General features: G+C 59.4%; 21 protein-coding genes. 7 read left to right on the forward strand and 14 right to left on the reverse strand.

The window, feature by feature from the left end:
* Positions 1 to 61 precede the first annotated feature (61 nt).
* On the forward strand, positions 62 to 862 hold the full coding sequence (locus tag FZE95_RS15915) for a cytochrome C assembly family protein (RefSeq protein WP_150301863.1): 801 nt from the start codon (positions 62 to 64) through the stop codon (positions 860 to 862).
* Positions 863 to 890: 28 nt separating this feature from the next.
* Positions 891 to 2,174 (forward strand): HlyC/CorC family transporter, encoded by a 1,284-nt coding sequence (locus tag FZE95_RS15920; RefSeq protein ID WP_371923558.1) that lies wholly within the window; start codon positions 891 to 893, stop codon positions 2,172 to 2,174.
* A 27-nt stretch (positions 2,175 to 2,201) separates the two neighbouring features.
* Here the strand turns inward: FZE95_RS15920 and purT are convergent, their stop codons facing one another.
* From purT to FZE95_RS15940, 4 genes are read right to left on the reverse strand one after another with little or no spacing between them, the layout of a single operon-like run.
* Positions 2,202 to 3,383 (reverse strand): formate-dependent phosphoribosylglycinamide formyltransferase, encoded by a 1,182-nt coding sequence (purT, locus tag FZE95_RS15925; RefSeq protein ID WP_150301864.1) that lies wholly within the window; start codon positions 3,381 to 3,383, stop codon positions 2,202 to 2,204.
* Positions 3,380 to 3,595 carry a DUF1289 domain-containing protein gene (locus FZE95_RS15930; protein WP_150301865.1) on the reverse strand — a complete coding sequence of 72 codons (216 nt, stop codon included), beginning with the start codon at positions 3,593 to 3,595 and terminating at the stop codon, positions 3,380 to 3,382. The genes purT and FZE95_RS15930 overlap by 4 nt, the downstream gene beginning before the upstream one ends.
* 6 nt (positions 3,596 to 3,601) lie before the next feature.
* Positions 3,602 to 4,126, reverse strand: coding sequence for a gamma carbonic anhydrase family protein (locus tag FZE95_RS15935; protein WP_150301866.1), 525 nt, complete (start codon positions 4,124 to 4,126; stop codon positions 3,602 to 3,604).
* Positions 4,123 to 4,731, reverse strand: a complete 609-nt coding sequence (locus tag FZE95_RS15940; RefSeq protein ID WP_150301867.1) for a CoA pyrophosphatase — start codon at positions 4,729 to 4,731, stop codon at positions 4,123 to 4,125. Before FZE95_RS15940 ends, FZE95_RS15935 begins: the two co-directional genes overlap by 4 nt.
* A 311-nt stretch (positions 4,732 to 5,042) precedes the next feature.
* On the opposite strand from FZE95_RS15940, the gene FZE95_RS15945 reads away from it, so the two are divergent.
* From FZE95_RS15945 to FZE95_RS15955, 3 genes are all read left to right on the forward strand, one after another.
* The gene (locus FZE95_RS15945; RefSeq protein ID WP_150301868.1) at positions 5,043 to 5,603 is read left to right on the forward strand and encodes an NUDIX hydrolase; all 561 of its coding nucleotides are present in this window, start codon (positions 5,043 to 5,045) and stop codon (positions 5,601 to 5,603) included.
* Positions 5,600 to 6,088: a L,D-transpeptidase family protein gene (locus FZE95_RS15950; RefSeq protein ID WP_150301869.1), complete on the forward strand. Its 489-nt coding sequence runs from the start codon at positions 5,600 to 5,602 to the stop codon at positions 6,086 to 6,088. The genes FZE95_RS15945 and FZE95_RS15950 overlap by 4 nt, the downstream gene beginning before the upstream one ends.
* Positions 6,089 to 6,240: 152 nt before the next feature.
* Positions 6,241 to 7,215: a cytochrome-c peroxidase gene (locus FZE95_RS15955; RefSeq protein ID WP_223825098.1), complete on the forward strand. Its 975-nt coding sequence runs from the start codon at positions 6,241 to 6,243 to the stop codon at positions 7,213 to 7,215.
* A gap of 90 nt (positions 7,216 to 7,305) precedes the next feature.
* On the opposite strand, the gene FZE95_RS15960 is transcribed toward FZE95_RS15955, so the two are convergent.
* Positions 7,306 to 7,617 carry a Nif3-like dinuclear metal center hexameric protein gene (locus tag FZE95_RS15960; RefSeq protein ID WP_150301871.1) on the reverse strand — a complete coding sequence of 104 codons (312 nt, stop codon included), beginning with the start codon at positions 7,615 to 7,617 and terminating at the stop codon, positions 7,306 to 7,308.
* Positions 7,618 to 7,775: 158 nt separating this feature from the next.
* Complete coding sequence (gene purL, locus FZE95_RS15965; protein ID WP_150301872.1) at positions 7,776 to 11,672, reverse strand: phosphoribosylformylglycinamidine synthase; 3,897 nt, start codon at positions 11,670 to 11,672, stop codon at positions 7,776 to 7,778.
* 361 nt (positions 11,673 to 12,033) lie between these two features.
* Here purL and mltF point away from each other — a divergent pair, with 361 nt between their 5' ends.
* Complete coding sequence (mltF, locus tag FZE95_RS15970) at positions 12,034 to 13,431, forward strand: membrane-bound lytic murein transglycosylase MltF (protein WP_150301873.1); 1,398 nt, start codon at positions 12,034 to 12,036, stop codon at positions 13,429 to 13,431.
* A 78-nt stretch (positions 13,432 to 13,509) separates the two neighbouring features.
* Here mltF and tadA read toward each other — a convergent pair whose 3' ends face one another.
* From tadA to FZE95_RS15995, 5 genes are all read right to left on the reverse strand, one after another.
* Entirely contained in the window at positions 13,510 to 13,968 is a 459-nt protein-coding gene (gene tadA, locus FZE95_RS15975; protein ID WP_150301874.1) for a tRNA adenosine(34) deaminase TadA, read from the reverse strand.
* 3 nt (positions 13,969 to 13,971) lie between these two features.
* On the reverse strand, positions 13,972 to 15,879 hold the full coding sequence (gene cysN / locus FZE95_RS15980) for a sulfate adenylyltransferase subunit CysN (protein WP_150301875.1): 1,908 nt from the start codon (positions 15,877 to 15,879) through the stop codon (positions 13,972 to 13,974).
* 64 nt (positions 15,880 to 15,943) lie between these two features.
* Positions 15,944 to 16,309: a four helix bundle protein gene (locus tag FZE95_RS15985; RefSeq protein ID WP_150301876.1), complete on the reverse strand. Its 366-nt coding sequence runs from the start codon at positions 16,307 to 16,309 to the stop codon at positions 15,944 to 15,946.
* Positions 16,310 to 16,376: 67 nt separating this feature from the next.
* Positions 16,377 to 17,282 carry a sulfate adenylyltransferase subunit CysD gene (gene cysD / locus FZE95_RS15990; protein WP_150301877.1) on the reverse strand — a complete coding sequence of 302 codons (906 nt, stop codon included), beginning with the start codon at positions 17,280 to 17,282 and terminating at the stop codon, positions 16,377 to 16,379.
* 139 nt (positions 17,283 to 17,421) lie between these two features.
* Complete coding sequence (locus tag FZE95_RS15995) at positions 17,422 to 18,195, reverse strand: Nif3-like dinuclear metal center hexameric protein (protein WP_150301878.1); 774 nt, start codon at positions 18,193 to 18,195, stop codon at positions 17,422 to 17,424.
* Positions 18,196 to 18,335: 140 nt separating this feature from the next.
* Here FZE95_RS15995 and FZE95_RS16000 point away from each other — a divergent pair, with 140 nt between their 5' ends.
* Entirely contained in the window at positions 18,336 to 19,478 is a 1,143-nt protein-coding gene (locus tag FZE95_RS16000) for a S1C family serine protease (protein WP_150301879.1), read from the forward strand.
* A 46-nt stretch (positions 19,479 to 19,524) separates the two neighbouring features.
* Here FZE95_RS16000 and hisC read toward each other — a convergent pair whose 3' ends face one another.
* From hisC to hisG, 3 genes are all read right to left on the reverse strand, one after another.
* A complete protein-coding gene (gene hisC, locus FZE95_RS16005) occupies positions 19,525 to 20,580 on the reverse strand; it encodes a histidinol-phosphate transaminase (RefSeq protein ID WP_150301880.1) in 1,056 nt (351 codons plus the stop codon).
* Between the two features lie 77 nt (positions 20,581 to 20,657).
* Positions 20,658 to 21,968, reverse strand: coding sequence for a histidinol dehydrogenase (gene hisD, locus FZE95_RS16010; RefSeq protein ID WP_150301881.1), 1,311 nt, complete (start codon positions 21,966 to 21,968; stop codon positions 20,658 to 20,660).
* Between the two features lie 32 nt (positions 21,969 to 22,000).
* Positions 22,001 to 22,648 (reverse strand): ATP phosphoribosyltransferase, encoded by a 648-nt coding sequence (gene hisG / locus FZE95_RS16015; RefSeq protein WP_150301882.1) that lies wholly within the window; start codon positions 22,646 to 22,648, stop codon positions 22,001 to 22,003.
* Position 22,649: the final 1 nt, after the last annotated feature.

Genomic DNA, 22,649 nt, shown 5'->3' on the forward strand with positions numbered 1-22,649 from the left:
CTTTATCAGCACCGCGGCTTATGCCACACTCCATTTTATTGATAACCACTCTCAAGGACGTATGACTGCTCTGATCCCCAGCATGCTGGCTGCCGGGCTTTACCTGGGCGGCACGCTTTATCAATTTCAGTGCTTCAGCAAGCGCCTGACAGCGAATGCCCATATTTTGCGTGTGGTCGGGTTCGTTGCGCTTCTGGTACACGCGGTCAGTCTTTTTCTGCAGCTGTTCTCTGGTCAGGGACTGTCGCTCGGTTTTTTCAATGCGGCATCACTGATTGCCTGGCTGGTGGTGGGACTCACGCTTGCGTCCAGCTTCCGGGCTCCGGTGATGACGTTGCTGCTGAGCCTGTATCCATTGGCTCTGGTTACCGTTTTGCTGGCTGCATTATTACCCGACCATGGCACTATTTTCGTTGCCGACCGCCACGGCCTGATTGTGCACATACTGCTGTCGATCCTGGCTTACGGCATCCTGTCAATTGCCGCGTTCCAGGCAGCGATGCTGGCAATCCAGGAATATCAGCTCAAACACAAGCGCCCAACCCGCTTCATCCGCACTTTCCCGCCGTTACAGACCATGGAGCGCCTGCTGTTCCAGTTCCTCATGTGCGGCGAGGTCCTGCTGACCCTGGCACTCATATCAGGTTTTGTATTTCTGGAAAACATGTTCGCCCAGGACGTCGCGCATAAAACCCTACTATCCTGTCTGGCATGGGTCCTGTTCGGCATTCTGCTATGGGGCCGGCACGTACGCGGCTGGCGCGGCAGCAATGCAATTCGTTGGACCCTCGCCGGTTTCCTGGTGTTGATGCTCGCGTATTTCGGTAGCAAACTGGTACGCGAATTCATACTCCCACTGTGATCACTTCTTATAGTTCCGAGGCAATCCCTTGAACGAAGCCCCCATCGGCATGCTGATGCTCAGCCTGGCAGTGCTGATCCTTCTTTCCGCTTTTTTCTCCAGCTCCGAAACCGGCATGATGAGCCTCAACCGTTATCGGTTGAAGCATCTGAGCAAGGAAGGAAACAAGTCCGCCAGACGCGCCTCGCGCCTGCTTGAGCGCCCGGACCGTCTGCTGGGTACCATTCTGGTCGGCAATAATATCGTCAACATCCTCGCCGCCTCGATCGCCACCATTGTCGCCGTGCGCATATGGGGGGACGCCGGCATTGCGATTGCGACCATCGGGCTGACCGTCGTCATTCTGATATTCGGCGAAATCACGCCGAAAACGCTGGCCGCGCTGCGCCCGGAATTGATCGCCTTCCGCGTCGGCATCATTCTGGAACTGCTGCAGCGGCTGTTCTATCCCCTTGTCTGGGTCTGTAACGCGCTGAGCAACGGCCTGCTCAAGCTGATCGGGGTCAATCCTGCCGACGCGGACGAAGGCCAGCTCTCCACCGAGGAATTGCGCACCGTCGTCCGCGAGGCCGGTCTGGGCATCACCCGCAGCCGCCAGAATATGCTGCTGGGTATCCTCGACCTGGAAAAGATGACGGTTAACGACATCATGGTGCCGCGTAACGAAGCGATGGGCATCGATCTCGACGATCCTCTATCGACCATCCTCAATCAGTTGCGCACCTGCCATCACACCCGCTTGCCGGTCTACCAGGGCGACATCAACAATATCACCGGCATCGTGCACATGCGCTCGATTGCCCGCTTGCTGAGCCGCGGCACCCTGACCAAGGACTCGCTGATTTCGGCTTGCAAGGAGCCCTATTTCATCCCGGAAAGCACGCCGCTGCATACGCAGCTGTTCAACTTCCAGAAGAACAAGCGCCGGATTGCCTTTGTGGTGGATGAATATGGCGATGTGATCGGGCTGGTCACACTGGAAGATATCCTCGAAGAGATCGTGGGCGAGTTCACCACCGATCTGATGCCGAGTCAGGATGTACACCCCCAGGATGACGGCACCTTTGTGATTGATGGCAGCGCTGCGCTTCGTGATGTGAACCGTCAGCTGCAATGGAAACTGCCGGCGGATGGCCCTAAAACGTTGAATGGATTGATTACCGAACAGCTGGAGAGCATTCCCGAAACCAGCGTCTGCCTGGCGATAGGGCAGTATCGGATCGAGATACTTCAGACCAAGGACAACATGGTCAAAAGCGCCCGCGTATGGAACCGGGCGCTGGATCAGATCATGGCCGCAAAACCGCTTTAACTTCTTTCAGGCGGCACACACCTCGGGTTATAGCCTGACTTCGATCGAACCTGCCGCGCGCATCGCTGTGTCGCGCGCCTCTTCCACCGTTGCGCCGCGTGCCAACGCAACGCCCATACGTCGCCGACCCTCCACCTCGGGCTTACCAAACAGACGCAGCTGGGTATCAGGCTCGGCAAGCGCCTGCTGCAGGTTATCGAAACTGACGTTGTCCGACGTGCCGTTGACCAGCAGAACTGCCGACGCGGACGGTCCTAACTGGCGGATCAACGGAATCGGCAGGCCGAGTATGGCGCGTGCGTGCAAGGCAAATTCGGACAGGTCCTGGGAGATCATGGTGACCATGCCGGTATCGTGCGGGCGCGGCGACACTTCGCTGAACCAGACCTGATCGCCCTTGACGAAGAGCTCCACGCCAAACACACCACGCCCGCCCAGGGCGTCCGTCACCGCCAGTGCGATCCGCTGCGCCTCGGCCAGCGCGGCTTCGGACATCGCCTGGGGCTGCCACGATTCATGGTAGTCGCCCGCTTCCTGGCGATGGCCAATCGGGGCGCAGAATTGAGTGCCGCCGAGATGGCGGACGGTCAGCAGCGTGACCTCATAATCGAAATCGACAAAGCCTTCGACAATCACCTTGCCCTGCCCCGCCCGACCTCCCGCCTGGGCGTAATCCCAGGCGGGAGCCACGTCTGATTGATTACGTACCAGACTCTGGCCCTTTCCGGATGAACTCATCACCGGCTTGACCACGCAGGGCAAACCCACCGCATCCACCGCGGCAAGATATTCATCATGGGTTTCGGCGAACTGATAGGCCGAAACAGGCAGACCGAGCTCTTCAGCGGCCAGCCTTCGTATGCCCTCGCGGTTCATCGTCAGCCAGGCAGCTTCGGCGGTCGGAATCACGTGATAGCCTTCCTGCTCAAGCTCGACCAGCATGGGCGTGGCAATCGCCTCGATCTCGGGAACGATATAGTCAGGCTGTTCAGCTTCGATCACCTCACGCAACAATCGACCGTCCAGCATGTTGAGTACGTGGCGACGATGCGCCACCTGCATCGCTGGCGCGTTATCGTAGCGGTCGACGGCGATCGTCTCACAGCCCAGCCGCTGCAGCTCGATGACCAGCTCCTTACCCAGCTCCCCCGAACCCAGCAGCATTACCCGCGTAGCATTCGCCGCGTGGGGCGTTCCGATGGTAGTCATGGCGGGTTTCCTCGAGTATCTGTTGACGCACTGATCCACAAGCCCTGGTCGCGTGCACGCTGCTCGCACAGCTTGAGAATTTCCTGCTTCTCGGCATCGCTGATCCGGCCCCAGCGGGTGATTTCCTGGCCGGTGCGCTGACAACCGGTGCAGATATCCTGATCATCCAGCACGCAAATGCTGACGCAGGGAGAACGTACTGTCGTATGCATAACCAGTCAATCGCGTTGCGGCTTGAGGTCGCGACGGTAGCGCTGGGCGTTATGCACATAGTGCGCTGCGCCCGCCTCAATCGCCCTTTTCTGGTCTTCGCTCAATTGTCTGACGACCTTGCCTGGCGAACCCATTACCAGCGACCCGTCGGGGATTTCCTTGCCTTCGGGTATCAGAGCATTGGCACCGATAATGCAATGCTTGCCAATTTTCGCCCCGTTAAGCACCACGGCGTTGATCCCGATCAGGCTGTAATCGCCCACGGTACAGCCATGCAGCATGGCGTTATGTCCCACGGTAACGCCCTTGCCCAGGGTGAGCGGCGAACCCGGGTCGGTATGCATCACCGCGCCGTCCTGCACGTTGCTATGCTCGCCCAGCAGGATCAGCTCATTGTCTCCGCGCAATACCGCTCCGAACCAGACGCTGGCGCCCGCTTCCAGGCGCACCTTGCCGACGACCACAGCGGTCTCTGCAATCCAGGCATCGTCTGCCATTTCTACGCGGCTATCTCCGAGGCTGTATTTCATCGTGATTTCTTCTCCTGGTCCGACTCATAAGGGACGCTCAACGGGATATTGGCATCAAAGGCGACGTTCATCAGTTCAGTCAACATCAGAGCGGTCAGCCCCCAGATCTTGAAACCCTCATAACGGTAACTGGGCACGTACCAGCTACGGCCTTCGTAATCGATACGGTGGGTCATTTCGCGGGGATCTTCGAGCAGATACCTCACCGGCACGCAAAAGATCTCTTCAATCTCGTCCGCGTTCGGCGTCAGTTCAAATTCGTCCGGGAGGATGCCTACGTATGGGGTGACCTTGATGCCAAAGCGCGATACCAGACTGTCCATCGGGCCGATCACCTCGATCAGCTCCGGGCTCAGCCCGATTTCTTCATGGGTTTCCCGCAAGGCAGTGAATTGCAGGTCAACATCGCCCGGGTCACGTCGCCCTCCCGGGAAGGCGACTTCCCCTGAATGCGTCGATAATCGCCTCGAGCGCAGCGTCAGAAGGATCTCAGGTTCATTGTGCACACAGGTAATCGGGATCAGCACGGCAGCCTCCGGCAGGCCCGCCGCTTCGATGATGCGCGGCTTGTGATCCATTACCCGCATGCGCAGCTTGTCCAGCATGCACATACCTCGCTGTTTGCCTTGAGTCTGTGGATATCGACGGCGCCGTGGAGGCTCGACTGATTCGGCATTCCGCTCGCCCGCGCGACCATTGAGATAAGGTTCGCAGGACCGGTCAAACGCTGCGGGATATCGACAGACACGTATGATGTCATGATCATCTGATGAGAACCAGAACCCTGCCCGGGCTGAATAACCCCTTATAGAAGCGGAGTGTACCGGCCGCTGCGCTCGCAGGGCTTGCCGCATGACCGGATGAACCGCAAGATATGACACAGCATGTATCTTCCACGAAGCGAAGCCGTTACCAGATGAAATTTTGCAGCCAATGCGGGGAAGCAGTCTCCGAACGCATTCCAGCCGGCGATAATCGCGTGCGTTTCGTCTGCGCTCATTGCGAGACGATTCACTACCAGAACCCGCGCATTGTCGCCGGTTGCCTGGTGACCCACGAGCACCAGGTACTGCTGTGCCGCCGGGCAATCGAGCCACGCCATGGTTTCTGGACCCTCCCGGCCGGCTTCATGGAAAATGGCGAGACCACCGAGCAAGCAGCGCTGCGCGAGACCTGGGAAGAAGCCAGAGCGCGGGTGGAGGCGCAGCAGTTGTATATGCTGTTCAACCTGCCGCATATCAATCAGGTTTACATGTTCTTCCGCGGACAATTGGCCGACATGGAGTTCGCCGCCGGTGAAGAGAGCCTGGAGGTTCGGCTGTTCGGCGAATCGGATATCCCCTGGGACCAGCTGGCCTTTCCCACCATCAGCAAGACGCTGCGCCAGTATTATGCCGACATACACACCCGCGAATTCCCGGTTCGCATGCTCGACATACCCTGGCCGCCACATCGACGCCCTGGCTCACTGTCATGACACGACTGTTGGTGGCGCTCCTGTCCGTCCTGTTCGCGTCGTTGTGCTTGGCCAGCCCTCCGCCGATCGACAAACTGCTGGTGCACAAGCAAGAGCGCCGGCTGGAAGTAATCAGCGACGGCAAAGTCATCCGGGAATACCGGGTAGCGCTCGGCAAGCAACCGGTAGGGCATAAACGCCAGCGAGGGGACCAGCGCACCCCGGAGGGCATCTACAGGATCGACTGGCGCCACAAGAGCCCTAATTACAATCTGAGCCTGCATCTTGATTATCCGAATCTGAAGGATCGCGCAACGGCCTATGAACGCGGCCTGGACCCGGGCAACATGATCATGATCCATGGCACACCGGAGGACGAGGAATATCCCGAGTGGTTCTTCAAGGGGCTCGACTGGACCAACGGCTGTATTGCGCTGGACAACAAGAGCATGCAGGAACTGTGGGACCTGGTGCCGGATCAAACCATTGTCGAAATCAGACCTTGATTCAGGTCAACACCTGTCTCTGGCATTTAAGGGAGACTCTTCATCAAGAACACGGCGGATGAGCCTGTTGACGTTCAAGAGAGGAGATTTCCATGAAGATCAAGCTGCTGTATCTGGCCATCGCGGCCAGCCTGGGCCTGAGTCCGGCGGCCATGGCCGATCGTGCCACCAGCGAGCCCATCCAGCCCATTCAGGAAGCGAAGGTAACAGAACCGGCCAAGGTCGAGCTGGGCAAGAAGCTGTGGTTTGACCCTCGCCTGTCCCGTTCCGGCTTCATCTCTTGCAACTCCTGCCACAACCTCAGCACCGGGGGCAGCGATAACCTGCCCACCTCTATCGGTCACAACTGGCAGGAAGGTCCGATCAACTCGCCAACCGTGTTGAACTCCAGCCTGAACGTGGCGCAGTTCTGGGATGGCCGCGCTGCCAACCTTCAGGAGCAGGCTGGAGGCCCGATTTCCAACCCTATGGAAATGGCTTCCACCCACGTACTGGCGCTGGACGTGATCAGTTCGATACCCCAGTACCTGCAGGCATTCGAGGAGATCTACGGCACCCAGGAAATCACCATCGATAACGTCACCGACGCCATCGCTGTGTTCGAAGAAACGCTGGTCACGCCCAATTCACGCTTCGACCGATGGCTCAAGGGTGATGACAAGGCATTGAGTGAAGAGGAACTGCTCGGTTACCAGACATTCAAGGATATCGGCTGCGTTGCCTGTCATAACGGCCCCGCGGCTGGCGGCACCTCCTTCCAGCGCATGGGCGTGGTCGAACCCTATCAGACCACCAACCCGGCCGAAGGCCGTGTCGCCGTCACCGGCAAGGACAGCGACCGCTTCAACTTCAAGGTGCCAACCCTGCGGAACGTGGAGTTGACCTACCCCTATTTCCACGACGGCGCCTATTGGGAGCTGGAAAAGGCCGTGGATGTCATGGGCCGTTTGCAGCTGGGCCGCCAATTGAAGGAAGACGAAATCGGCAATATCGTCGCCTTCCTCAAAACCCTCACTGGTGATCAGCCCGACTTCCAGCTACCGCACCTGCCACCGTCCACCAACGATACACCGCGTCCTATCCCGTTCGAGACCAGTCCCGAACCGAACACAGGGAAGAGTGAATAACAGCTACATCGCAAGCGACCTCGCTCGGACTATGCAACAGGCGCCACGGACGGCGCCCTGCCGGAGGCTCGCGCTGCAGTCCGCGACGCCTCAGAATTCAGCTAACAACCACACATCGTAGGCCGGTTCTTCATAGGGATGAGCCGCCTTCAACGCAGCGACTGACTCGGCGACCAGATCATCGCTGCACACCAGTTCCACCCGGTATTCCGCCACCTTCTCCAGCTCGCCCGGCTTGCCGATAAACGGCTGCGCGCCGGCCCCCGGACGAAACTGACCCTGACCCAGCACTTGCCAGCAACAGTGTTCATAATCGCCAATGCAACCACCTCCGGCGTCGAATATGGCCTGCTTGACAGGCTCGAGATGGGATTCAGGGACATAAAAGCACAGCTTGTACATGGGAGCGCTCCGGCACACAGAATTCAGTGAAGTGTTGCAGTGCTCGGCGCTTTTCACAAATGCCGCCCGACGCGCAAGCGGAATCAGGCTGCAGAGGATCAACGCCCAATAAAAAACCCGAAGCCAGGCTCCGGGTTTCGTCTTGCTACCAGGTCTTCTTAACCGACCCAGGCCCGCGCATTGCGGAACATGCGCATCCAGCCGCCATCCTCGCTCCAGTCCTCCGGATACCAGGAGTTCTGCACCGCACGGAAGACCCGCTCAGGGTGCGGCATCATGATGGTTACGCGACCGTCCGCGGTCGTCAGACCGGTAATGCCACGCGGTGAGCCGCCCGGGTTGGACGGATAGCGCTCGGTCATGCGGCCGCGGTTGTCGATATAGCGCAGGGCAACGCTACTGTTTGCCTCGCAGGCATCAACGGCGGCGCTCGAGGAAAACTCGGCATGACCTTCACCGTGGGCAATGGCGATCGGCAGTCGCGAGCCGGCCATGCCGCTGAGGAAGACTGACGGAGACGGCTGCACTTCAACCATCGCCACCCGCGCCTCGAACTGCTCGGAACGGTTGCGTACGAAACGCGGCCAATGCTCGCTGCCCGGAATCAGCTCGCGCAGATTGGACAGCATCTGACAGCCGTTACAGATCCCCAGCGCGAAGGTTTCCGGACGAGCGAAGAAATCACTGAAGGCCTGGCGTGCGGTGTCGTTGAACAGAATCGACTTGGCCCAGCCTTCACCCGCGCCGAGCACGTCACCATAAGAGAACCCGCCGCAGGCAACCAGCCCGCGGAAGCTGTCGAGCTCGATTCGGCCGCTGAGGATATCGCTCATGTGAACGTCGATGGCATTGAAGCCCGCACGGGTGAACGCCGCGGCCATTTCGACCTGGCCGTTGACGCCCTGCTCACGCAGGATGGCCACGCGCGGACGGATACCCGAATTGATATAGGGTGCTGCGACATCCTCGTTGATATCGTAACTGAGCAGCGCTTGCAGACCGGGATTGGCGTCATCCGCCAGGCTTTCGAATTCCATATCCGCGCAATCGGCGTTGTCACGCAGCCGCTGGATCTGCCAGCTGGTCTCGCTCCAGGCCTGCTGCCAGGCACCGCGGGTACCGCTGAGCACGATCTGTTCGTTGTAGGTGAAGTTCAGCGTCTGCTCCTTCACCGGACAGCCGATCACCGCACTGCAGTCACCCAACCCGACCGCGCTCAAGGCATTGAGCACCTGCTCGGTAGCCGCCTGGCGTACCTGAATCACCGCGCCCAGTTCCTCGTTGAACAGCGCAGCGGGCAGCTCGGACACCTGGTCGGCCAGTACATCCAGATTGATTTTCAGCCCGCAATGCCCGGCAAAGGCCATTTCCGCCAGCGTTGTCAGCAGGCCACCATCGGAACGGTCATGGTAGGCAAGCAGCAGCCCATCGTTGTTCAGGCCTTGAATGACCGCAAAAAATGCTTTCAGATCCTCGGCATCATCCAGGTCCGGGGCTTTACTGCCCATGCGGTTGTACACCTGCGCCAGTGCCGAACCACCCAGACGGTTCTGCCCACGTCCCAGGTCGATCAGGATCAGATCGGTGTCACCCTGATCCAGGCGCAGCTGTGGCGTCAGGGTCTGGCGCACGTCCTGCACCGGAGCGAAGCCTGTGACCACCAAGGACATCGGTGACGTCACGCTCTTCGCTTCGTCACCCTGCTGCCAACGGGTCTGCATGGACATGGAATCCTTGCCCACCGGAATGGTTATACCCAGCTCCGGGCATAGTTCCATACCGACCGCGCGGACGGTTTCATACAAGCGCACATCCTCACCGGGATGCCCGGCGGCAGCCATCCAGTTTGCGGACAGCTTGATATCCGAAAGCTTGTCGATCCGCGACGCGGCCAGATTGGTCACCACTTCGGCCACCGCCATACGACCTGAAGCAGGTGCGTCCAGCAGCGCCAGCGGAGTGCGTTCGCCCAGCGCCATGGCTTCACCGGTGTACACATCGAAGCTGGTTGCCGTCACCGCACAATCAGCCACCGGCACCTGCCAGGGGCCGACCATCTGGTCACGTGCCACCAGACCGGTGATGCTGCGATCGCCGATAGTGATCAGGAAGCTTTTACTGGCCACAGCCGGCAGTCTGAGAACGCGGCCAACGGCTTCGGACAGTTCAAGCTGGGTGCCGTCGAAGTCGTCGCCCTGCTCGGCTTCACGCTGAACGCTGCGGTGCATGCGCGGCGGTTTGCCAAGCAGAACCGAGAGCGGCATGTCTACCGGATTGTTGCCGAAATGGCTATCGCTCAGCGTCAGCAATTGCTCTTCGGTGGCTTCGCCGACCACCGCAAAGGGGCAACGCTCACGCTCGCAGATCGCCTGGAATCGCTCGAAATCCGCCGGATCGACCGCCATCACGTAGCGTTCCTGCGATTCGTTGGACCAGATCTCCAGCGGGCTCATCCCCGGTTCATCGTTAGGAATGTTACGCAGCTCGAAACGGCCGCCCCGGCCCCCATCGTTCACCAGCTCGGGGAAGGCATTGGACAGGCCGCCGGCGCCGACGTCATGGATAAAACGGATCGGGTTTTTATCGCCCAGTTGCCAGCAACGGTCGATCACTTCCTGGCAACGACGTTCCATTTCCGGGTTCTCGCGCTGCACCGAGGCAAAGTCCAGATCCTCGGCACTGCTACCGGTCGCCATCGAGGAAGCCGCCCCGCCACCCAGACCAATCAACATGGCCGGACCGCCCAGGACGATCAGCTTCGCACCAACCGGTATCTCGGCTTTCTCGACATGATTGGCGCGGATGTTGCCCATACCACCGGCCAGCATGATCGGCTTGTGATAACCGCGGATCTCCGGCCCACGGGGCGACGCCAGGGTCTGCTCGAAGGTGCGGAAATACCCGGTCAGATTGGGCCGTCCGAATTCGTTATTGAACGCAGCGCCGCCCAGCGGGCCTTCGATCATGATCTGCAGGGGCGTGACGATACGATCCGGTTTGCCGTTGTTCTCTTCCCACGGCTGTACGAAGCCGGGGATACGCAGGTTGGATACCGTGAAACCGGCGAGTCCGGCCTTGGGCTTGCCGCCGCGGCCAGTAGCACCCTCGTCACGAATCTCACCGCCGGAGCCGGTCGAAGCGCCCGGGAACGGTGCGATCGCCGTCGGATGATTGTGCGTCTCAACCTTCATCAGAATGTGCACCGGCTCCTGGTGAGCGCGGTACTCGCCGCTGGCCGCATCCGGGAAAAAGCGCCCGGCGACGAAGCCTTCGATGACCGAGGCGTTGTCCTTGTACGCAGAGAGCACGCCTTCGCTGTGCATCTCATAGGTGTTCTTGATCATGCCGAACAGGCTTTTTTCCTGCGCCTGGCCGTCAATATCCCAGGTCGCGTTGAATATCTTGTGTCGGCAATGCTCGGAGTTGGCTTGGGCGAACATCATCAGCTCGACGTCGCTGGGATTGCGCTCCAGACCCTTGAAGCTGTCTACGAGGTAATCAATTTCGTCATCGGCCAACGCCAGGCCCAGCTCGATATTGGCCTGCTGCAGTGCGTCGCGTCCGCCGGACAGGATATCGACGGTGCCCAGCGGCTTGGGCTCGGTGTGCTTGAACAGGTTCTCCGCCGCCTGCAAATCCTCCAGCGCCAACTCGGTCATGCGATCATGCAGCAAATCCGCCACGATCAGGCGATCCGCAGCGCTCAGCTCGCCACGAATGTAATAGGCTGTCCCGCGTTCCAAGCGAACCACAGCATCGAGACCGCAGTTATGCGCGATATCGGTGGCTTTACTCGACCAGGGCGAGATGGTTCCAAAGCGCGGGACAACCAGAACAAGATTATCGCCGGGCGCTTCTACCGTGACCGATGGCCCGTACCTGAGCAGGCGCGCGAGCACCTGTTCGCTGTGCGTATCCAGCTCCGCCGCCAGCTCGGCGAAATGCATGAATTCCGCATACAGGCCCTGCACCGCAGGCACACTGGATTGAAGGCGCGCGAGCAGCTTGTCACGGCGAAAATCGGAAAGGGCTGGGGCTCCACGCAGAATTTGCATGTCGATATAGGCCTCGGGGTGCTGGAAGGAAAATTTGAAGGCCCATAGGATACCTCAAGCGCTGCCTTCCCACCACGCTGGGGAGCGACTCTGCCAGTCTGCTGATACGCAGCGGCGGCCCGTGCAACACTACTGCAACCGCCGCTATTGCGGGACGACGGATTTGCATATACTTGCGCCCATGCGTCCCATCCCTTTGATCAACACCTCTTCGCAGGCTCCACGCGAGGCAGCCAGGACACGGCCAGATATGCTGCGAAGCGCGCCTACTTCACGTTCGCGCTCACCAGGCCTGTTTGGGCGATGCGCTGGGTGGGCAGCAGCCAATTGGTCATGCAACGCCCGCGCAGCAACCTGGGCCATGTTAACTCTGGCCGTGCTGTTGGTCGGCTGCGAGAAGCCCAACCGACTGGAGCAGATTCATGAAGAGGGTGTGCTCCGCGTGATCACCCGCAATACGCCCACCACCTATTATCAGGACCGTAACGGCGATACGGGTCTCGAGTACGAACTCAGCAAACGTTTCGCCGATAGTCTGGGTGTGGAGCTGGATCTCAGCACATCCTATACGCTCGACGAAATTTACCAGCGTCTAGGCGCAGAGAACGGTCCGGACCTGGCTGCAGCGGGCCTGACCATCAACCCGGCCCGCGAGGGTCAGGTCCGCTTCGCCGAACCCTATCTGGATGCCACACCACAGGTGGTCTATCGACGCGGCACCCGTCAACCACGCAACCTCGGTGATATCTACGGCAAACGCGTCATGGTACTGAAGGGCAGTACGCTGGCCGACCAGTTGCGTGACCTGCAACTCGAACACCCTGAACTGATGTTCGAGGAATCCGACAATCTGGAGGTCGTCGACCTGCTACGCCTGGTCAACGATGACGAAATCGATCACGCAGTGGTGTATTCCAACGAGCTGGTAGTCAACCAGGCGTTCTACCCCGCTGTCCGGGTCGGCTTTGATCTCGACCAGCCCCGCCCTATCGCCTGGGTGCTGCCGCACAGCAACGACGACAGCCTGCTCGAAGCGATCTCTTCATTCTTCGAGACGATCAAGGCAAACGGCACCCTTGATCAGCTGGTTGAACGATTCTATGGCCATTCCGATGTGCTTGATTATGTCGGCGCACGGGCCTTCGCACGCCATATGCAGAGCCGGTTGCCGCGGTTTGAGACCCACTTCCGTCAAGCAGGTGATCAATATGCCCTGGATTGGCGGTTGCTTGCCGGCATGGCCTATCAGGAATCGCTGTGGGACCCCGATGCACGCTCGCCCACCGGCGTTCGCGGATTGATGATGCTGACCCTGCCGACAGCGAAATTTGTCGGCGTGACCAACCGCATTGATCCCAAGCAGAGCATTTTTGGCGGGGCGCGCTATCTGGTCTGGGTGCGGGATCAACTGGCGACGGATATTCCTGAGCCAGACCGCACCTGGTTTGCCCTGGCCGCCTACAACGTCGGCCTCGGGCATCTGGAAGATGCACGCATTCTGACCCGCAACAACGGACGCGATCCAGACCGCTGGATTGATGTAAAAGACCATCTCCCCCTGCTCGCCAAGAAGCAGTGGTACACCCAGACCCGTTACGGTTATGCCCGCGGCGTGGAACCGGTCAACTACGTACAGAACATTCGCCGGTATTACGAAATCCTGCAATGGATAACCCAGCCGCAGTCTGAAACAGGTCGTCTGCCGGACAGCAACTACCATACGCCCGGTATCCTGGAGCAGCTACCGCAGGGGATCTGATCAACAATTTGCAGGACTCTGACGGGGGGACGAGCGTCCAGGAAGGTAGCGAAAGAAGGTGCCCCGGGTTTGAGCGAACTAGCGCTCCCGGCGCGCCCTGAAAAATGCCGTCAGAACAGCGGAACACTCCTCTTCCAGCACGCCACCTTCCACTTCAACGCGATGATTCATCCATGATTGCTCCAGAATCCGGCTACGGCTTACCACCGCGCCCGCGCGGGGCTCGCGGGCACCAAACACAAGCCTTTTGACTCGGCTATGAATCAGCAGCCCCGTGCACATGGTGCAGGGCTCGAGCGTCACGTACAAAGTGGAATCGGGTAAGCGGTAGTTCTGCTGCGCCGCAGCCGCCTGACGCAGCGCCACCATTTCAGCGTGGGCGCTGGGATCATGACTGAGGATGGGCTGATTGAACCCCCTACCGATAATCTGGCCATCCTGAACCAGCACGGCACCAACCGGCACCTCGCCACGGGCGGCGGCCTGCTCGGCCTCCGCCAGCGCGAGGCGCATGAAGTCGATATCGGCCGGCTTCATGGATCAGATCAGCGAACGTTCACGCAGCAGACCAACCACCTTCTCCACACAGCTATCAAGGTCCATTTCCGCCGTGTTCAGCACTAGAGCAGCGTCTTCAGGTTCCTCATAGGGGTAGGAAATCCCCGGTACGGTGTCATCCGCGTTGGCCGCGTAGAGGCCGGACGGATCACGTGCCTGACAGACCTCGAGCGGCGCATCCAGATACACCAACAGGCAGCGATCGCCAAGAATGTGCTTGGCTGCGGCGCGACCTTCCTCGGTCGGAGCCATGAAAGCGCCCAACGCAATCAGCCCGGCTTCGTTCAGCTGCCTGGCGATACGAGCGCCCTTCTGCAGGTTTTCGGCACGACCCAGAGCGTTCTGACCCAGCCCCTTGCTGAGATCCTGACGCAGCACCTTGCCATCCAGCACGTAACAGGCACGGCCGCTGTCGAACAGTTTGCGCTCCACCGCGTAGGCAATGGTGCTCTTGCCGGAACCGGACAGCCCGGTAAAGAGAACGGTGACCGGCTCCTGACCGAAACGCACAGCGCGTTCCGACGCGGTCACATGGGCCAGCCGGCCATGGTGACTGCCCGTGGTGTTCTGCCCAATCAGCCCCTTGGCCACGATCATTCCCGCGCCCACGGTGCCATTGGTCATGCGGTCGACAATAATAAAGGCGCCCGAGACGTGATTGGCCCGGTAATCATCATAGGCAATTGGTCGCTCCAGCGCCAACTCGACCCGACCAATCTCATTCAGTTCCAGCTGCGCAGCCGTCTGCTTTTCCATCGTATTGACATCGATCTGATGCAGGATGCGCGTGAAGGAGCCCGGGCTGGTGCTGGTTGCACGCTTGATATCGTATTTGCGTCCCGGCTGCATCGGCTGCTCGGCCATCCACACGATATCGGCTTCGAACTGATCGCCGATCAACGGACGGTTATCCACGTGGGCCAGCATGTCGCCCCGGGAGATATCCACCTCGTCTTCCATGGTCAAGGTCACCGCCTGACCGGGCCCTGCGCTTTCCAGTTCGCCGTCGAAGGTCACGATGGACTTGACCCGGCTGGTCTTGCCCGAAGGAAGCACCACCAGCTCGTCGCCCTTGTGAACGATGCCGGACGCAACGGTACCGGCAAAGCCGCGGAAGTTCAGGTTCGGCCGGGTAACCAACTGAACCGGAAAGCGCAGATCGGTGAGATTGCGGTCGGCAGCGATCTCAACCGTCTCGAGAATCTCCATCAGCGAGGGCCCGGTATACCAGGGACTCCGCTCACTGCGATTGACCACATTGTCGCCCTTGAGCGCAGACATCGGCACGAAGTGCACACTGCTGCCATCCAGCAGTTCAAGGCCACCGGCGAACTGGCGGTAATCGTCGCAGATCCGATCGAAGACAGTCTGATCAAACTCCATCAGGTCCATCTTGTTGACGGCAACCACGATGTGCTTGATGCCCAGCAGCGAGGCGATAAAACTGTGCCGACGCGTTTGCGTCTGCACGCCATAGCGTGCATCGATCAGGATAATCGCCAGGTCACAGGTAGACGCCCCGGTGGCCATGTTGCGGGTGTACTGCTCATGGCCGGGAGTGTCGGCAATGATGAATTTACGCTTGGCAGTCGAAAAATAGCGGTAAGCAACATCAATGGTGATGCCCTGCTCGCGCTCGGCCTGCAGGCCGTCAACCAAAAGTGCGAGGTCGACTTCCTCACCCGTGGTGCCGGACTTTTTGGAGTCTCGGGTAATGGCTTCCATATGATCTTCATAGATCATCTTGGAGTCATGCAGCAGGCGGCCGATCAAGGTGCTTTTGCCGTCATCGACGTTGCCGCAGGTCAGAAAGCGCAGCAGCTCCTTACGCTCGTGCTGCCCCAGATAGGCCAGGATGTCTTCGCTTATGAGGTCTGACTGGTGTGACATGATATTTTTCCGGTTCTTTAAAGCTGGAAGCTTGAAGCTGGAAGCTTGAAGCAAAACCAGTGAGTTATTTCGTGCCATCCGCTTGAGATTGCGAACGGATAGTATTTATCAAGCTTGCCAGCATGGCGGCTATCTCGCGCGTCTCATTGACCGCGCGTGCAGCGTACTCAGGCAGCAGCATTCCAGCTGCTTGGCCGATATAAAGCTGCGTGCGCAACTCCGCACAAGAACCTTTGGCAATGAGTAGAAAACGGACCTTTTCACGCGGTCCTTCCCTACTCATCCCTTCTGCGATATTGCTCGGGACGGACAAACCAGAGCGGGTAATTTGGTCCCGATATCCCCAGTCGCGGTGGCCCGACACGTTCTTGTACAAACTCACCGACAATCGCGCTGAACGCTTCCACACTTCAAGTTTCTCGAAATCCATGACAATCTCCGTGTCACTTCAAGCTTCAAGCTTCCCGCTTCAAGCTGCCAGGCATTTCCGCCTTCGGCTAGAAATACCCCTGCCTCTTCTTCTCCTCCATCGATCCGGCTTGATCGTGATCGATCACCCGGCCCTGGCGCTCAGACGTGCGGGTCAAAAGCATTTCCTGAATGATTTCCGGCAGGGTGGCGGCGGTGGATTCCACTGCGCCGGTGAGCGGATAACAGCCGAGGGTGCGGAAACGAACCATCTTTTCCTCTGGCACTTCGCCCTCTTCGAGCGGCATGCGCTCGTCATCGACCATGATCAGCGAACCGTTGCGCTCAACCACCGGACGCTTGGCGGCGAAATACAACGGCACAATCGGGATGCTTTCGAGGTAGATGTATTGCCAGATATCCAGCTCGGTCCAGTTCGACAGCGGGAAGACGCGGATACTTTCGCCCTTGTGTACCTTGCCGTTGTAGATATTCCACAGTTCCGGACGCTGGTTTTTCGGATCCCAGCGGTGATGCTTGTCACGGAAGGAATAGACGCGCTCTTTCGCTCGCGATTTTTCTTCATCGCGGCGGGCGCCACCAAAGGCCGCATCGAAGCCGTACTTGTCCAATGCCTGCTTCAGACCCTGGGTCTTCATCACATCGGTGTGCACAGCGCTGCCATGGGTGAACGGACCGATGCCCTGGGCTACGCCTTCCGGGTTCTTGTGGACCAGCAGGTCCAGCTCCATTTCGTCGACGATGCGTTCGCGGAAACTGTACATTTCGCGGAATTTCCAGCCGGTGTCGACGTGCATGACCGGGAACGGCAGGCGGCCTGGATAAAAGGCTTTGCGGGCCAGGTGCAACATGACCGCAGAGTCCTTACCGATCGAATACAGCATCACCGGATTCTGAAACTCGGCGGCCACCTCGCGAATGATGTGGATGCTTTCGGCTTCCAGTTGCTTGAGATGTGTCAGTTTTTCGAGCATGGCGTACTCACGATGAAGGACTTCAGATAGGCCGGCATTGTAACAAAGGCACTTGCATCTAATAAGACGCCTTTTAATACCTTTAAAGCATATCCATATATTGGGCAGACCAACTCAGCGCAACCGGGTCGGCAACCAATCAGACCGGATTATCGATATCGACAAAGCGGTGCTCGATGCCGAAATGCGCGGCGAGTCTCTCACCCAGCGCTTGTACACCGTAACGCTCGGTGGCGTGGTGGCCGGCGGCGAAGAAATGGATCCCGTTTTCCCGCGCACTGTGAACGGTCGGCTCGGATATTTCACCGGTGACGAAGGCATCCATCCCGAGCGCTATGGCCTTCTCGATGTAGCCTTGGGCTGCGCCCGTACACCAGGCAATACGCTTGATCGGCCGGTCGTTTCCGGCAATGTGCAACGGCATCCGCCCCAGGGCGCGCTCGAGACTCGCCGCCACCTCGGCCCCCGATTGGGCTGTCTCGAGTTCGCCATGCAACCCTACCGACCGCGGATTGGCCGGCTCGAGGCCGCCGCGAATCTGCCAGCCCAGCAACCGCGCAAGCTGGACGTTATTGCCTACCTCGGCATGCACGTCCAGCGGCAGATGATAGGCAAGCAGGCTGATATCGTTTTCCAGCAGGGCCTTGAGTCGTTTTTTCTTGATCCCTGTTAGCGGAGCACCTTCGCCCTTCCAGAAATACCCATGATGGACCAGTAGCATATCCGCGCCCTGCTCTATCGCGGCATCAACCAATGCCTGACTGGCAGTGACGCCGGTAATCAATCGCCGCACCTGGTTGCGGCCTTCGACCTGCAACCCGTTCGGGCAGTAGTCCTGAAAGGCCGAACTCTCCAGCATGGCGTCGCAGTAGGCAACGAGATCGCTGCGCGTGACCGAGCGTTGATCGCTCATGATATTCTCCAGCCAATGGACAGACCCTGCATTCTCGGACCCGGACGGAGTCTTTTCAAGAACTTGCGCTCCACAGGACTGCGGCATGTACTTATAATGATCGGTTTAGACAGGCCGACCATGATTCAAGGGACAGATTAATGAAGGACCTCGTGCGTAATCTCGCGTGGCCGGTGGCCTGCGGCCTGCTGGCGGCACTGCTGATCGTCCAGAAGTATCCCCACTGGCTCGGTTTACCTGAAAAAAGCAATGTAGCGATTCAGGTCGCTCCGCAGGCGGCGGCTCCGTCAGTGGGTCCCGCCTCCTATAGCGACGCGGTACAACGCGCAGCGCCCGCGGTTGCCAGCATCTTTACCAGCAAGGAACTCAGCGAGACCAATGGGCAGCCCCGAGCGCCGACCCTCAGGGATTATTCCGACACCATGCCCGCACCCGCGCGGCGTCAGTCCAGCCTGGGTTCAGCGGTAATTCTGAGTCCCGACGGCTATCTGCTGACCAATAACCACGTCATCGCCGACGCCGACGAAATTCTCGTAGCCTTGCAGGACGGTCGTGAAGCGCTGGCGCGCCTGATCGGCACCGACCCGGAAACCGATCTCGCAGTGCTCAAAATCGATTTGCCCAACTTGCCAGCGGTCACCATCAGCTCCAACGACGAACTCAGACAGCGCACCGGCGATGTGGTCATGGCAATCGGTAATCCCTTCGGCCTGGGCCAGACGGTAACCATGGGCATTATCAGCGCCACAGGGCGCAATCAGCTGGGGCTGAACACCTATGAAGACTTCATCCAGACCGATGCTGCCATCAACCAGGGCAACTCGGGCGGTGCGCTGATAGATGCCCACGGCAATCTGATCGGCATCAATACCGCGATTTTCTCCCAGTCAGGCGGCTCCCAGGGAATCGGTTTCGCCATCCCGGCGCGACTGGCCTATGAGGTCATGCAGGAGATCATCGCCGCTGGTCGGGTAATCCGCGGCTGGCTCGGCGTGGAAGTGCAACCGGTAACACCGGATCTGGCAGCGTCATACAATCTGAAGCAGAGCGAGGGCATCGTGATTACCGGACTGTATCGAGATGGTCCCGCCTGGCAGGCGGGCCTCCAGCCGGGAGATCTGATTCTGCGTATTGATGAACAGCCCGCCAGCAGTGGTCGCGACGCCATGAACCAGGTCGCGCGCGCCGATCCCGGAGAGAAAGTAACCATGGAGGTGATGCGCGACGGCAAGAAGCACACCTTTGTCGCGCAAGTCGGGGTTCGGCCTAGCTTCAAGCCCTGAGCGGGCTCGCGCAGTGAGGGGCTTACGGCCCCTGCCGGCCAACGAATCAGATGAGTTGTTTCAGCGCCTCGAGCAAGGCCTGATTCTGTTCTTCAGTACCGATGGTGATGCGCAGAAACTGGTTGATCCGTGGCGCATTGAAATGCCGTACGATGACCCGCTGCTCACGCAGACCCTGCGCCAGCCCCGCAGCGTCACGCTCGCGATGCCTGGCAAAGATAAAGTTGGCCGCCGAGGGCAACACTTCAAATCCCAGCGCCTGCAATGCCTGGCTCAGATTCTCCCGGCTACGCATGACGGCCTGGCACGTTGTGCGAAAGTATTCCTCGTCATCAAAAGCCGCGACCGCCCCCAGGATAGCCAGACGATCCAGCGGGTAGGAATTGAAGCTGTTCTTAATCCGCTCAAGCGCTTCGATAAGCTCCGGATGGCCCACCGCGAGACCAACCCGCATGCCAGCGAGCGAGCGCGACTTGGACAGGGTCTGGGTCACCAGCAGATTGGGATAACGGTCAACCAGTCCGATTGCCGTCTCGCCGCCGAAATCGACATAGGCTTCATCCACCACCACCACTGATTCGGTGTTGGTCTGAAGAATGGCTTCGATCTTGTCCAGGCCCAACAGTATGCCCGTGGGTGCATTCGGGTTAGGGAAAATGATACCGCCGTTGGGCTGCTGATAATCATCCGGACAAATAGTGAAATCATCTGCCAGTTCTACCGTACGGGCTTCGATCCCGTAGAGCCCACAGTACACCGGATAGAAGCTGTAGCTGATATCCGGGAACAATACCGGCCGGCCGTGCTGGAACAGACCATGAAAAATATGCGCGAGCACCTCATCGGAGCCATTGCCCACAAATACTTGCTGTGGCGTGACCGAGTAATACCCGGCGATGGCCGACTTCAGGCTATCGGCATTGGGCGCAGGATACAGCCGCAGGCCAGCATCCACCCCGCCGCGAATCGCTTCGAGTACCCGCGGCGATGGGCCGTAGGGGTTTTCGTTGGTGTTGAGTTTGACCAGGTTATCCAGCTTCGGCTGCTCGCCCGGGACATAGGGCACCAGGTCTTTGACAAAGGGACTCCAGAAGCGGCTCACTAATCAATCCTCGGTATAAACGTCAAAAGCTGGAAGCTGGGAGTGACAAGCACCCAGCCGATGGTCAGCTTCGGCCATTAATCTTTTATTCGGTATTCCGCACTGCGCGCATGCGCCGTCAGGCTTTCGCCCCGCGCCAGCACAGATGCGGTTTTTGCCAGCTCGGAGGCGCCCTCGGGTGAGCAAAAGATCACCGACGAACGTTTCTGGAAGTCATAGACGCCAAGCGGCGAGGAGAACCGCGCGGTACCGGATGTTGGCAACACGTGATTGGGACCCGCGCAGTAATCACCCAATGCTTCAGGCGTGAAGCGGCCCATAAAGATGGCGCCGGCATGGCGGATCTGCGGTAGCAGCGCATCGGGGTCCGCTACAGACAACTCCAGGTGCTCGGGCGCGATACGATTGGATACTTCGATCGCCTGTTCCAGACTGGCTACCTTGATCAGCGCGCCGCGGGTTTCGATCGACACGCGCACCATATCGGAGCGCTCCAGACTGGACAGCAGCTTGTCGAGACTGGCCTGTACCGCGTCGAGAAACGCGGCATCCGGCGACAACAGAATCGACTGGGCATTCTCGTCATGCTCAGCCTGCGAGAACAGATCCATGGCGATCCAGTCCGGATCTGTCTGGCCGTCGCAGATCACCAGGATCTCCGAAGGTCCGGCAATCATGTCGATACCGACCTGACCGAACACTGCACGCTTGGCGGTGGCGACATAGATATTTCCCGGCCCGACAATCTTGTCTACGCGCGGGACACTTTCGGTGCCGTAGGCCAGCGCAGCGACTGCCTGGGCGCCACCGATGGTAATCACGCGATCGACACCGGCCAGGCAGGCGGCAGCCAATACCAGCTCGTTGATTTCGCCGCGTGGGGTAGGCACCACCATGACCACTTCAGGTACGCCAGCGACCTTGGCAGGTATGGCGTTCATCAGCACCGAGGACGGATAGGAGGCCTTGCCCCCGGGAACGTAGAGCCCGGCCCGATCAAGTGCAGTGATCTGCTGGCCCAGCACCGTGCCGTCAGCTTCAGTGTAGCGCCAGGACGCCTGACGCTGATGTTCGTGATAGACGCGCACGCGCTCGGCAGCCACTTCCAGGGCGGTGCGCTGTTCGGGCGTGATACGTTCAAGGGCGACCTCAAGGCGTTCACGGCCGAGAATCAACTCAGCCATGTTCGCGACGTCGAGACCGTCGAAGCGCGCCGTATATTCGACCAGTGCGGCGTCGCCACGCTGGCGTACGGCCTCGATGATCTCCTCGACGCGCTGGTTTACCGCCCGATCAGACACGCCTTCCCACGCCAGCAGCGCATCCAGATGCTGATTGAAATCGACCTGGTCGGCGTCGAGACGGGCGATTTTCAATGGCGTGTTCATGGGATAGCTACCTTTGTTGAAAGAAGGACAGGTTATTCGGTTTCACTGCGACGCTCCACAGCATCGCCGAGCACATCGATCAGCGCCTTGATGCGGGCGTGCTTCATCTTCATCGCAGCCTTGTTGACGATCAGTCGCGAGCTGATATGGCAGATCAGCTCCTGCGGTTCCAACCCGTTGGCGCGCAACGTATTGCCGGTGTCGACCACATCGATGATCTTGTCGGCCAGCCCCACCAATGGCGCCAACTCCATCGAACCGTAGAGCTTGATCACCTCCACCTGACGCCCCTGCTCCGCATAATAGCGTCGCGCAACATTGACGAACTTGGTGGCCACGCGCAGCCGGCCCTTGGGCTCGGGTGTGTTTACCGGGCCTGCGGTCATCAGCCGGCAATTGGCGATTTTCAGATCCAGCGGCTCATACAGGCCCTGGCTGTCGTACTCCATCAGCACATCCTTGCCCGCCACGCCCAGATCGGCAGCGCCGAGTTCGACGTAAGTCGGCACATCGGTGGCGCGCACGATCAACAAACGCACATCCGGATCGCTGGTGGGAAAGATCAGTTTGCGGCTTTTCTCCAGATCCTCGATCGGTTCGATGCCGGCGAGCTTCAGCAGCGGCAGCGTGTCGTCCAGGATACGGCCCTTGGACAGGGCAATTGTCAGACTCTGGCTCATT

It is taken from the genome of Pseudomonas profundi, from assembly GCF_008638305.1.
Classification (GTDB): domain Bacteria; phylum Pseudomonadota; class Gammaproteobacteria; order Pseudomonadales; family Pseudomonadaceae; genus Halopseudomonas; species Halopseudomonas profundi.